This window comes from Cupriavidus sp. JZ107 (assembly GCF_053903255.1).
In genome coordinates this window covers 50,887-62,499 of sequence record NZ_CP096480.1, presented here as the reverse complement: position 1 = coordinate 62,499, position 11,613 = coordinate 50,887, and the positions used below count along the sequence as shown (strand labels likewise).

Here is an 11,613-nt window from a genome sequence, read left to right as displayed (position 1 = left end):
GATTCACCGAGCAAGGAGAACGCATGCCGGTAAGCGATCATGATCTGACGCAGGCCTGGAAGCAGGTGCTGACGCTGTCGAAGCTGCAGCCGGGCCAGAGCGTCACGGTGCTGACCAGCGCCGCCACGCATCCACAGACAATGCGCACCGCGCTGCTGGCGGCCTCGTCGATGGGCGCCATCGTCAACCGGCTGGACCTGCCGCCGGTCAATGCCGAGAAGGCGCTGAGCCGCGATTCGCTGGCGTATCTGGGCACCACGCCGCTGACCGGCAATCCGGCCGCGATCGCGGCGCTGAAGGCCAGCGACCTGGTGCTCGACCTGATGACGCTGCTGTTCTCGCCCGAGCAGCACGAGATCCTCGCCACCGGCACGAAGATCCTGCTGGCCGTCGAGCCGCCCGAGGTCTTGGTGCGGCTCGTGCCGACGGAAGCGGACCGCGCCCGCGTGCGCGCGGCCACGGCGCGGCTGTCGCGGGCGCGGGAGATGCATATCGTCTCCGACGCCGGCACCGACCTGCGCTGCGCGCTCGGCGAATTCCCGGCGATCAGCGAGTACGGCTTCGTCGACGAACCCGGCCGCTGGGACCACTGGCCCAGCGGCTTCGTGCTGACCTGGCCCAACGAGGGCGGTACCAACGGCCGCATCGTGCTCGATCGCGGCGACATCCTGCTGCCGATGAAGTCCTATCTGCAGGCGCCGATCGATATCACCGTCCAGAACGGCTATGTCACGTCGATCGACGGCGAGCTCGACGCCGAGCTGCTGGCCGACTACATGGCCTCGTTCAACGACCCGGAGGCCTATGCGATGTCGCATATCGGCTGGGGCCTGCAGCCACGGGCGCGCTGGTCCACGCTGGCGATGTACGACCGCGAGGCCACCATCGGCATGGACGCGCGCGCCTACGAGGGCAACTTCCTGTGCTCGTTCGGCCCGAACAACGAGGCCGGCGGCAGCCGCACCACCGCCTGCCACATCGACATTCCGGTGCGTCATTGCACCGTCAGCCTCGATGGCGAGACGGTGGTGGAACGTGGCCGCGTGATGGATGGCGGCGCGCCGATGCAGCAAGCCTTCGATTATCGAACCGATGGAGCCAGACATGCAGGATGAAGTGTCGACGTACCAGCGCCAGGGCTTTGGCGCGACCATGGAGATCGCCGCGCCGTTCGGCCTGCTGATCATTGACTTCGTCAATGGCTTCGCCGATCCGGCGGTGTTCGGCGGCGGCAATATCCCGCAGGCAATCGCCAACACCGGGCCGCTGCTGGCGGCCGCGCGCGAGCAGCGCTGGCCGATCGCGCATACGCGCATCGTCTTTGCCGACGACGACGCCGACCGCAATGTCTTCACGCAAAAGGTGCCGGGCATGCTGACGCTGAAGGAGGCCAGCCACGACAGCGCGATCGTGCCCGAGTTGGCGCCGCGCGACGGCGAGCTGGTGGTGCGCAAGACGGTACCGTCGGCGTTCTTCGGCACGTCGCTGGCAGCCTGGCTGGCGCACCGCGGCGTGCGCACGCTGCTGGTGGCGGGCTGCGTGACCAGCGGCTGCGTGCGTGCCAGCGTCGTCGACGCGATGTCGTACGGCTTCCGCCCGCTGGTGCTGTCCGATTGCGTCGGCGATCGCGCGCTGGGGCCGCATCAGGCCAATCTCTTCGATATGGAGCAGAAGTACGCGACCGTGATGCCGCGCGACGAGGCGCTGGCCGCGATCGCCGCGGCGCAGGCCCGTTAAGGCTTCGACGAGAAGCGCGAGACCGCCGATGCGCCCCGCTTCAACCCGCCACCGCCACGCGGGCGCTCTGCCCGCTCTTGATCGCGGTCTTGTTCGCGGTCTTGCGCGCCGGCTTGCGCGCGGCCTTGACCGGTTGCGAAGCCGCCAGCGGTTCCTCCGCAGCAGCCTGCTCCGCGGCAATGGCCGGCCGGCAGACCGCGTTCAGCACGGTGTGCTGCATCACGTCGCGCCAGTGCTCCAATGCCGGCTTGCTCATCATCGGCTCGCCGAGGAAGGCGCTGAGCGTATGGTGGTTCGAGTTGTAGAAGTAGCCGAGCGAGGCAATCACCAGATAGATGTCGCGGGCGCCTACCTCCGGGCGGAAATGGCCGCTGGCCTTGCCCCTCTCGAGCACGCCGTCGAGCACCGACAGCGCGTAGCTCGAGATTTCCTTGAGCCGGCCGGACTTCTTCGCATGGCGGCCCTGGCTGATATTCTCGCTGGTCAGGATCGCGACGAACTCGGGGTGGTCCAGGTAGTAGTGCCAGACGAAATCGGTCAGCTGCATCAGCGCGCGCACCGGATTGTCCGGATCGAGCTCCAGCGCCTGCTCGGCCTCGTTCAACTGCGTGTAGATGGTCTCGAGCACTTCGACGAACAGCTTTTCCTTGCTGCCGAAGTAGTAGTAGATCATCCGGTCGTAGGTCTTGGCGAGCGACGAGATCCGCTCGACCCGCCCACCGTCGTAGCCGCGCTCGGCGAACACCTTGATGGCCGCCTTCAGGATCTTGGCGCGCGTATCCTGGGCTTGCCGGGCCCGCGTGCCGGCCGCTGCCCTGGTTTTTGCCGTCGCGGTGGTCATGTCGTCGGTTGCGAGGATCTGGCGTTGCGAAGCTGCCAGTATAACTGTCGAAGGTGCGGGCGGCCGCGGGCCCTGCCGGCCGCACAAGGCCATGTCGTGGTCATGGCGGCGCGTCCGCCATCGAAGGGAAACCAAGCCAATGCCGATGCACGACGATGACTCTCCGCGGGCTCTGAGAAGGGCGCTGGCGCAGGCCAGCGGCGTGCTGCTGATCACGCGCGCCGCGCAGGCCGCGCCCAAACCGGCGCCCGGCCAGCCCGGCGCTGCGTCCGACTATGTACCGGCGCTGCCCGATGTCTTCGTCGCGGTGCGCGCGGACGACGAGGTGCTGGCCTTCAATGGCCACGTCGATCTGGGCACGGGTATCCGCACCGCGCTCGCGCAGATCGTCGCCGAGGAGCTGGACGTGCCGCTCGCTTCGGTCCGCATGGTGCTCGGGCATACCGATGCCACGCCGAACCAGGGCCCGACCATCGCCAGCGCAACGATCCAGATTTCCGCGCAGCCGCTGCGCCGCGCCGCGGCGCAGGCGCGCGCGTTCCTGCTGGCGCGTGCCGCCGAGCGCCTCGGTGTGTCGGCCAACAGCCTGTTCGTCGACGACGGCCGCATTCGGGTCCGTCAGCCGGCCCGACCGGGCAACGATACCCCGGCCGAAACGAGCCTGACCTACGGTGCGCTGCTCGGCGACGATCACGTCGAACTGCCGCTCGCCGACGAGGTCGCGACCAAGCCGGCCAGCGCCTATCGCGTGGTCGGCAGGGCCGCGCCGCGCGTCGATATTCCGGCCAAGGCCACCGGCGCGCTGACCTTCGTCCATGACGTGCGCGTGCGCGGCATGCTGCATGGGCGCGTGATCCGTCCCCCGTATGCGGGGCGCGATGCCGGCGACTTCGTCGGCCGCAGCCTGGTCTCGGTGGATCGGGACTCGATCCGCGACGTGCCGGGCGTGGTCGACGTCGTGACGATCGGCGATTTCGTCGGCGTGGTCGCGCAGCGCGAGGAGCAGGCCATCGAAGCGGCGCGCCGGCTGCGCGTGCATTGGCGCGCCGTGCCGCCGTTGCCGCCGCTGGACGACCCCGAGCCGGCGCTGCGCGCCAATCCCGCCAAACGGCGCGCGCTGCGCGCGGACGACCTGGCCGCTGAGGCACCGAGGCAGGCCGCCGCCACGCTGAAGCGCAGCTATGTGTGGCCTTACCAGATGCATGCATCGATCGGGCCGTCCTGCGGCGTGGCTGAGTGGCGCGACGGCGAGGGCAACGACGGGCGCGGCAGCACGCTGACGGTCTGGTCCGGCACGCAGAATCCGCATGTGCTGCGCATTGACCTGTCGCGCCTGACCGGCCTCGACGAAGGCCGGATCGAGATCGTGCGGATGGAGGCGGCCGGCTGCTATGGCCGCAACTGCGCCGACGATGTCTGCGCCGACGCGGTGCTTCTGTCCCGCGCGGTAGGCCGGCCAGTGCGCGTGCAGCTGTCGCGCGAGCAGGAACATCTGTGGGAGCCGAAGGGCGCCGCACAGCTGATGGACGTGCAGGGCACGCTGGGCGCCGACGGCGCGCTGCTGGGCTACGACTTCGTCAGCCGCTATCCGTCGAATGACGCGCCGACGCTGGCGCTGCTGCTGACCGGCACCGTCGATCCGGCGCCGCGCATGCTGGAAATGGGCGACCGCACCGCGGTACCGCCCTACGACTACGCGCGAACCCGCATCGCCTGCGACGATACGCCGGCCATCGTCCGCGCGGCCTGGCTGCGCGGCGTGTCGGCGCTGCCCAATACCTTCGCGCACGAGTCCTTCATCGACGAACTCGCGCACGAGGCTGGCGCTGACCCGCTGGCCTTCCGGCTGCGCCACCTTCGCGACGAGCGCGCGGCCGAGCTGCTGAGCGCTGTCGCCAACGAAGCGCTGTGGCGCGAGGGGCAGCGCGGTACGCGCGGCACGCCCGATGCCGATGGCAAGCTGCGCGGCCGCGGCATCGCCTATGCCCGCTATATCCACAGCAAGTTTCCCGGCTTTGGCGCGGCCTGGTCGGCGTGGGTCGTCGATCTGGAGGTCGAGCCCGACAGCGGCAGCATCCGCGTGCTGCGCGTGGTGGTCGGCCAGGACACCGGCATGATGGTCAACCCCGACGGCGTCCGCCATCAGGTGCATGGCAATGTGGTGCAGACCCTCAGCCGCGCGCTGAAGGAGCAGGTGCGCTTCAACGCGGACGGCGTGGCAAGCCGCGAATGGGGCAGCTATCCGCTGCTGACGTTCCCGGAGCTGCCGCCGATTTCGGTGGTATTGATGCCGCGCCAGCACGAGGCGCCGCTGGGCGCCGGCGAATCGGCTTCGCTGCCGGGTGCGCCGGCACTGGCCAATGCGCTGTTCGATGCCACCGGCCTGCGGCTGCGCCGGCCGCCCTTCACGCCGGAATCGGTGCGGGCGGCGTTGGCGGAAGCGGCAGCGAACGGAGCATCGTCGTCCCCGCGAATGCGGGGACCCAGTGTCTCTGCTCTTGCCGGTTGAAAGCCGCTGGGTCCTGCCTGCGCGGGAACGACAACCACCGCGTTCGAACCTTACGCCCCCGGCTCCCGCTCGTCGAACTCGCTCATCTTCTTGAGCAGATAGGTGATCGCAACCCGTTCGGCAGGATTCAGGTCGCCGAAGGTCTGCTCGGTGATCTGGTGCGCGAACGGGATGGTCTCGTCGATCAGCGCCAGCCCCGCCGGCGTGACAGTGACCACTACCTTGCGCCGGTCGCTCGGATCGTGCGACACCGCGATCAGCTCGCGCGCCTTCAGCCGCTCGATGATGCCGCGCACCGTGGCCTGGTCGATTGCCGTGGCGCGCACGATCTCGCTGAGCGAGCACGATTGCCGCTCCTTGACCGCGCACAGCACGACGAACTGCGCCGCGGTCAGCTGCGAATCGGGAATGGTCTGCTGGAAAATCGCGACATGCCGCTGATAGGCCCGCCGCAGCAGGTGGCCGACCTGATCGGTGAAATCGTAGGAAGGGACCGGCGTCTTGTTCTTGTTGGATGACGAGGTGGACACTTTGCGTGGCGGCATCGGTGGGAGTGTTGCGCAGAGTATATCGGGCACGGCCTCGCTACGGGGCCTTCGCCGCCGCTTTCCGCCCGGCATCCACTGGCATTTCGTCCCGGTCGCCGAGCAATTTGACCGTGCCCGCACGCGCGCGCAGTATCATGGGACCTTCTCCACGACGCAGCGCGCCCACACCGTTCCCATGTCAGCCGTCATCCCGGGGCATCTGGCCAAGCCCGATCCCTCGCACATGGTCCGCTTTTACGACGAGGATTCGATCCTTCTCGCGGACGTGCGCGAGTTCGCCGACGAGGCCTTGCGCTGTGGCGGCAGCGCGATCCTGATCGCCACCGAGGAACATCTGGACGCCCTGCTGCCGCTGCTGAGCGGCCTCGGTCCGGGACGGGACGATCGGCCCTGGTACACCGGCAATCTGATCACGCTGCCAGCGCAGGCGACGCTGGACCGCTTCATGGTCGACGGATGGCCGGACGAACAGCGCTTTCTGGCAAGCGTCGGCGAGCTGGTGGCCGCGGAAGCGCGGCGTGCCCCACCGCTGCACGCGTTCGGCGAGATGGTCGCGCTGCTGTGCGAGCAAGGCATGCACGACGCCGCGCTGCGGCTCGAGGAACTGTGGAACGATCTGATCCGGCGCCACGGCTTCAGGCTGCTGTGCGCGTATCCGCATCGGGTGTTCGCCAGCGACGAGCAGGCGCGGCACTTCCGCTGCGTCTGCGACGTCCACACCCACTTCTACGCCACCGCCGCTGGCAAAGCACCGGATATCGCCGACAGCACGCTGCGCGCCGCGGTATGGCAGCAGAAGGCGCTGGCGCTGGAGAACGAGGTCAAGCGGCTGCGCGAGGCCGAATCGACGTTGCGCCGGCGCGAGATCGAGCTGACCGACTTCCTCGACAATGCCGCCGAGGGCGTGCATCGCGTCGCGGCGGACGGCACCATCCTGTGGGCCAACCGGGCCGAACTGGAGATGCTGGGCTATCGCTACGACGAGTATGTGGGACGCCCGATCACCGACTTCCACGTCGATGCGGCGGTGATCGAGGACATTCTGGACAGCCTGAAGGCCGGCGAGACGCTGTACGACCAGCCCGCCCGGCTGCGCTGCAAGGACGGCAGCATCAAGCCCGTGCTGATCCATTCGAACGGCTGCTTCGAGGACGGCAAGCTGCGCTATACGCGCTGCTTCACGCGCGACGCCAGCGACCGCGTCGCGCGCGAGCTCGCCGAGCAGCAGCGCGAACGCCTGGTGCGCGAACTGGAGCGCGCCAGCCAGGCCAAGGACGAATTCCTGGCGATGCTGGGGCACGAGCTGCGCAATCCGCTGTCGCCGATCGTGACCGCGCTGCAGCTGATGCGCATGCGCGGTTCCACCGAGACCCAGCGCGAACGGGCCATCATCGAGCGCCAGGTCGATCATCTGGTGCGGCTGATCGACGATCTGCTCGACGTCTCGCGCATCACGCGCGGCAACATCGAACTGAAGATCGAGACGGTTCAACTTGCCGACGTGCTGACCAAGGCCGTCGAGATGGCGAGCCGGCTGCTGGAGCAGCGCAGCCATCGGCTGTCGTTCGAAGTGGACCGCTCGCTGGTCTGGCAAGGCGACCCGGTGCGGCTGGCGCAGGCGGTCGCCAATCTGCTGACCAATGCCGCGCGCTATACCGATATCGGCGGCGAGATCCAGCTGTCGGCACGGCACGATGACGAAGGAAACGAGGTCGGCGCGGGCCGCACGGACGGCACGAATAGCGCCAATGGCACCAATGGCACCACCGGCACCATCGTGATCCAGGTACGCGACAACGGCATCGGCATCGCCGCGGAAATGCTGCCGCATCTGTTCGAGCTGTTCTATCAGGGCCCGCGCAAGATCGACCGCCAGGAGGGCGGGCTCGGCATCGGCCTGGCGCTGGTCAAGAATCTGGTCGAGTTGCACGGCGGCAGCGTGTCGGCCACCAGCGCAGGGCCGGGCCACGGCAGCGAATTCACGATCCGGCTGCCCGCGGCCGCCAGCGCCGAACTGGTCGCCGCGGCGCACCGCGAGGAGCCGGCCGCCGCGGTGGCGCAAGCCGATGCGCGCCGCGTGCTGCTGGTCGACGACAACGTCGATTCGGTGCAGGCGCTGGCGCAGTTGCTGACGGCCTACGGCCATCACGTCGAAGTGGTCTACGACCCACTCTCGGCGCTGCGCATCGTCGAACGTTTTGCGCCCGACGTCGCGGTGCTCGACATCGGCCTGCCGGTGATGGACGGCTACGAGCTGGTGCGGCGGCTGCGCGAGGCGCTGGGGGACCATCCGTGCCGCTTCGTCGCCCTGACCGGCTACGGGCAGGAAACCGACCGCGATCGCAGCAAGGCTGCCGGCTTCGGCCAGCATCTGGTCAAGCCGGTCAGCCCCGATGCGCTGCTGCGGCTGATCGAGGACGGTGGGCGCTGAGTCCAGCCTGGTCCAGCTGCCGCTATACCGCCAGGTACTCGCGCCGCACCGCGTCGTTGGCGGCCAGCTCCGGCATGGTGCCGTGATAGCGGATGTGGCCGTTCTCCAGCACATAGGCGCGATCGCTGACCAGTTCGGCGAAATGCAGGTTCTGCTCGGACAGCAGGATCGCCATGCCCTCGCGCTTGAGCGCCAGGATCATGTTGGCCATCTGCTCCACGATTACCGGTGCCACGCCTTCGGACGGCTCGTCGAGCAGCACCAGATACGGATTGCCCATCAGCGTGCGCGACACCGTCAGCATCTGCTGCTCGCCGCCGCTCATCTGCCCGCCCGGACGGTTCGGCATCTCGCCGAGATTGGGAAACAGCGAGAACAGCTTCTGCGGCGTCCATTCGACCGCATCGGCACGCGGCGGCTGCCTGCCGATCTCCAGGTTCTCCATCACCGTCAGGTCGGTGAAGATGCGGCGGTCCTCGGGCACGAAGCCCATGCCCATGCGGCTGATCTGGTACGGCTTGGCGCGCGCGAGATCCCGGCCGCGAAAGCGGATGCTGCCGTGCGCGCGATCGAGCAGCCCCATCAGCGCCTTCATCGTGGTCGACTTGCCGGCGCCGTTGCGGCCCATCAGCGCGACCACCTCGCCGCGCCGCACTTCCAGCCCGACGTCGAACAGGATATGCGCGCGGCCATAGAAGGCATTGAGGCCGCTCACTTCCAACAGCGTGTCGGCGCTCATGCCGAGCCCTCCTGCGTCTGTGCCGATCGGTGGTGTCCGGCTCGGCTTTCGAAGGTCTTGCCGGTGCCAAAATACACCTCGCGCACCTTCGCATCGTTGCGGATCGTCTCGCCATCGCCCTCGGCGATCAGCTGGCCGCGCGCCAGCACGATCATCCGGTCCGCATAGGCAAACACGACGTCCATGCTGTGCTCGGTGAACAGCACCGACAGCTGGTGGCGCTCGACCAGCCGCCTCGTCAGTGCCATCAGCGCACGGCGCTCCTCGGGCGCCATGCCGGCGGTCGGCTCGTCCATCAGCAGCAGCCGCGGCCGGTTGGCCAGCGCGATCGCCAGCTCGACGCGCTTGACGTCGCCATAGGCCAGCACGCCGCAGGCGCGCTCGGCCTGGCTGGCCATGCCGACCTGTTCGAGCAGCGCCATCGCCTCGTCGCGATAGTGTCCGCGCACCGGCCGCCACAGCTGGAACAGCTTGCGCTCGCGCGACAGGATCGCCATCTGCACGTTCTCGACCACCGTCATCGAGCCGAAGGTCGCGGCAATCTGGAAGGTCCGACCAACGCCGAGCCGCCAGATATCGCGCGGCCGCATGCCGGCGATCTCGTGCCCGTCGAAACGGATCGAGCCCTGGTCCGGCTTCAGCTGGCCATTCAGCATGTTGAAGCAGGTCGATTTGCCGGCCCCGTTGGGGCCGAGCAGCGCCAGCAGCTGGCCGGCCGGCAGGTCGAACGACACGTCGCTGACCGCCTTGACGCCGCCGAACGCCTTGCCCAGATGTCTGACTTGCAGCAGCGTCATGCCGGCTCCTTCAGCGAGGGGGATTGCCACGGCGAGGGGGCCGCCCCTGGCGCACCAGCGGCCGGCTCGGCCTCGGCCGGCTCCGTCTCGCGCACGAAGCGCTTGCGCAGCGAGCCTACGATGCCGGCCGGGAACAGGATCACCAGCAGCAGCATGGTGGCGCCCAGCAGCGCCCGCCAGTACTCGGTTTCGCGCGCGATGGTGTCGTGCAGCCAGGTAAATACCGAGGCGCCGACCAGCGGCCCGGCCAGCGTCTGCACGCCGCCGAGCAGCACCATCACCAGGCCGTCGACCGAGCGGCCGACACTGATCGCCTCGGGCGAGATGCTGCCCTTCGAATAGGCGAACAGCACGCCGGCCATGCCGCAGAACAGGCCGGCGATGGCAAACGCCACCCACTGCACGCGCTTGACGTCGATGCCGATCGCCTCGGCGCGCAGCGCCGAATCGCGGCCGGCGCGCATCGCGTAGCCGAACGGTGCAAAGAGGATGCGACGCAGCGCCAGCACGCACAGGCAGCACAGCCCCATGGTGAGGTAGTAGAAGGCGGTCGGCGAGGACAGCCAGCCGGCCGGCCACACGCCGAGCAGACCGTTGCTGCCGCCGGTAAAGCCGTCCCACTGGTAGATCACCGACCAGACGATCTGCGCGAAGGCCAGCGTCAGCATCGCCAGATAGGTGCCGGACAGCCGCACGCAGAACCAGCCGAACACGATCGCGCCGGCGCAGGCCACCAGCGGCGCCAGCAGCAGCGTGCTCTCCATCGGCAGCTGCCACTTGGTCAGCAGCAGCGCGGCCGCATAGGCCCCCAGGCCGAAGTAGGCGGCATGGCCGAACGAATGCAGTCCGCCCGGGCCCATGATGAAGTGCAGGCTGGCGGCGAACAGCACCGCGATCAGGATTTCGACCAGCAGCACCGTCAGGTACGGATAGGTTTGCGCCAGCAGCGGCACCGCCAGCAGCGCCGCGATCGTCAGCGCGCCGGCGAGCTTGACGGCCCTGCCGGGCGCGCGCAGCGGCGCCTCCAGCTCGGCGCCGTTGCGCGAGGGCGCCTGCGGCTTGCCCAGCAGCCCCCATGGGCGCACCACCAGGATCACCGCCATCACCAGGAACTCGACCACCAGCGTCATCCTGGTCAGCGCGATCTCGACGCCGCCGAACGACACCGTGCCGAGCGCGATGCACAGCGCCTTGATCTCGGCGATCAGCAGCGCAGCCAGGAAGGCGCCGGGAATCGAGCCCATGCCGCCGACCACGACGACGACGAAGGCGCTGCCGATGGTCTCCAGATCGAGCGCGAGGTTGGCCGGCACGCGCGGACCCTGCAGCGCGCCCGCCAGACCCGCGAGAAAGCAGCCGAGTGCGAACACGCCGGTGAACAGCCAGGCCTGATTGATGCCGAGCGCGCCGACCATCTCGCGGTCCTGCGTCGCCGCGCGCAGCCGCGTGCCCCAGCGCGTGCGTGTCAGCAGCAGCCACAGCAGGCCGAGCACCAGCGGGCCGATCGCAATCAGCACCAGATCGTATTGCGGGAAGCGCTGGCCCAGTATTTCCACCGCGCCGCTCAGGCCCGGCGCGCGCGGGCCGAACAGATCCTCGGGCCCCCAGACGAACAGCGCCGCATCCTTGATCACCAGCACCAGCGCAAAGGTCGCCAGCAACTGGAACAGCTCCGGCGCCTGATAGATGCGCCGCAGGATCACGCACTCGACCAGCGCGCCGATCGCGGCGACCAGCAGCGCGGACACCAGCACGCCGCCCCAGAAGCCCGCGGCGGTCTCGCCAATGCGGCTGACCACCGTATAGGACAGGTAGATGCCCAGCATGAAGAACGAGCCGTGCGCGAAATTGACGATGCGCGTGACGCCGAAGATCAGCGACAGCCCGGCGGCCACCAGGAACATCGTCGAGGCTTCGGCCAGGCCGTTCAGCAACTGGGCCAGCAAGCTTGTCAGTGTCATGTGTCGACTCCAGCCGGGACGCGCCGGCCTTGTTGCATCCGCCTAGTGCA

Annotated in this window: 9 protein-coding genes; 4 read left to right on the top strand and 5 right to left on the bottom strand. The window is 68.7% G+C overall.

The features are described from left to right. Window positions 1-23 precede the first annotated feature (23 nt). Together M1D55_RS00275 and M1D55_RS00270 are read left to right on the top strand one after the other, a co-directional pair. Complete coding sequence (locus tag M1D55_RS00275; RefSeq protein WP_456280766.1) at window positions 24-1,115, top strand: 2,5-dihydroxypyridine 5,6-dioxygenase; 1,092 nt, start codon at window positions 24-26, stop codon at window positions 1,113-1,115. Beyond that, window positions 1,105-1,737, top strand: a complete 633-nt coding sequence (locus M1D55_RS00270; RefSeq protein ID WP_064576753.1) for an N-carbamoylsarcosine amidohydrolase — start codon at window positions 1,105-1,107, stop codon at window positions 1,735-1,737. Before M1D55_RS00275 ends, M1D55_RS00270 begins: the two co-directional genes overlap by 11 nt. 40 nt (window positions 1,738-1,777) lie before the next feature. On the opposite strand, the gene M1D55_RS00265 is transcribed toward M1D55_RS00270, so the two are convergent. Beyond that, on the bottom strand, window positions 1,778-2,578 hold the full coding sequence (locus M1D55_RS00265; protein WP_456280765.1) for a TetR/AcrR family transcriptional regulator: 801 nt from the start codon (window positions 2,576-2,578) through the stop codon (window positions 1,778-1,780). Window positions 2,579-2,717: 139 nt separating this feature from the next. On the opposite strand from M1D55_RS00265, the gene M1D55_RS00260 reads away from it, so the two are divergent. Next, on the top strand, window positions 2,718-5,087 hold the full coding sequence (locus M1D55_RS00260; protein WP_456280764.1) for a molybdopterin cofactor-binding domain-containing protein: 2,370 nt from the start codon (window positions 2,718-2,720) through the stop codon (window positions 5,085-5,087). Between the two features lie 50 nt (window positions 5,088-5,137). On the opposite strand, the gene M1D55_RS00255 is transcribed toward M1D55_RS00260, so the two are convergent. Next, a complete protein-coding gene (locus M1D55_RS00255) occupies window positions 5,138-5,632 on the bottom strand; it encodes a MarR family winged helix-turn-helix transcriptional regulator (RefSeq protein ID WP_006577596.1) in 495 nt (164 codons plus the stop codon). Between the two features lie 178 nt (window positions 5,633-5,810). Here M1D55_RS00255 and M1D55_RS00250 point away from each other — a divergent pair, with 178 nt between their 5' ends. After that, on the top strand, window positions 5,811-8,066 hold the full coding sequence (locus M1D55_RS00250; RefSeq protein WP_456280763.1) for an ATP-binding protein: 2,256 nt from the start codon (window positions 5,811-5,813) through the stop codon (window positions 8,064-8,066). A 22-nt stretch (window positions 8,067-8,088) separates the two neighbouring features. On the opposite strand, the gene M1D55_RS00245 is transcribed toward M1D55_RS00250, so the two are convergent. From M1D55_RS00245 to M1D55_RS00235, 3 genes are read right to left on the bottom strand one after another with little or no spacing between them, the layout of a single operon-like run. Continuing rightward, window positions 8,089-8,805, bottom strand: a complete 717-nt coding sequence (locus M1D55_RS00245) for an ABC transporter ATP-binding protein (RefSeq protein ID WP_006577593.1) — start codon at window positions 8,803-8,805, stop codon at window positions 8,089-8,091. Beyond that, window positions 8,802-9,602, bottom strand: a complete 801-nt coding sequence (locus tag M1D55_RS00240; protein WP_006577592.1) for an ABC transporter ATP-binding protein — start codon at window positions 9,600-9,602, stop codon at window positions 8,802-8,804. The genes M1D55_RS00245 and M1D55_RS00240 overlap by 4 nt, the downstream gene beginning before the upstream one ends. Then, the gene (locus M1D55_RS00235; protein ID WP_006577591.1) at window positions 9,599-11,563 is read right to left on the bottom strand and encodes an ABC transporter permease; all 1,965 of its coding nucleotides are present in this window, start codon (window positions 11,561-11,563) and stop codon (window positions 9,599-9,601) included. Before M1D55_RS00235 ends, M1D55_RS00240 begins: the two co-directional genes overlap by 4 nt. Window positions 11,564-11,613 lie beyond the last annotated feature (50 nt).

What these genes read in the sequence shown, in the direction of transcription:
- M1D55_RS00265 (WP_456280765.1), bottom strand. Translation starts at nt 2,578, where the DNA reads ATGACCACCGCGACGGCAAAAACCAGGGCAGCGGCCGGCACGCGGGCC.
- M1D55_RS00240 (WP_006577592.1), bottom strand. Translation starts at nt 9,602, where the DNA reads ATGACGCTGCTGCAAGTCAGACATCTGGGCAAGGCGTTCGGCGGCGTC.
- M1D55_RS00275 (WP_456280766.1), top strand. Translation starts at nt 24, where the DNA reads ATGCCGGTAAGCGATCATGATCTGACGCAGGCCTGGAAGCAGGTGCTG.
- M1D55_RS00250 (WP_456280763.1), top strand. Translation starts at nt 5,811, where the DNA reads ATGTCAGCCGTCATCCCGGGGCATCTGGCCAAGCCCGATCCCTCGCAC.
- M1D55_RS00270 (WP_064576753.1), top strand. Translation starts at nt 1,105, where the DNA reads ATGCAGGATGAAGTGTCGACGTACCAGCGCCAGGGCTTTGGCGCGACC.
- M1D55_RS00255 (WP_006577596.1), bottom strand. Translation starts at nt 5,632, where the DNA reads ATGCCGCCACGCAAAGTGTCCACCTCGTCATCCAACAAGAACAAGACG.
- M1D55_RS00260 (WP_456280764.1), top strand. Translation starts at nt 2,718, where the DNA reads ATGCCGATGCACGACGATGACTCTCCGCGGGCTCTGAGAAGGGCGCTG.
- M1D55_RS00235 (WP_006577591.1), bottom strand. Translation starts at nt 11,563, where the DNA reads ATGACACTGACAAGCTTGCTGGCCCAGTTGCTGAACGGCCTGGCCGAA.
- M1D55_RS00245 (WP_006577593.1), bottom strand. Translation starts at nt 8,805, where the DNA reads ATGAGCGCCGACACGCTGTTGGAAGTGAGCGGCCTCAATGCCTTCTAT.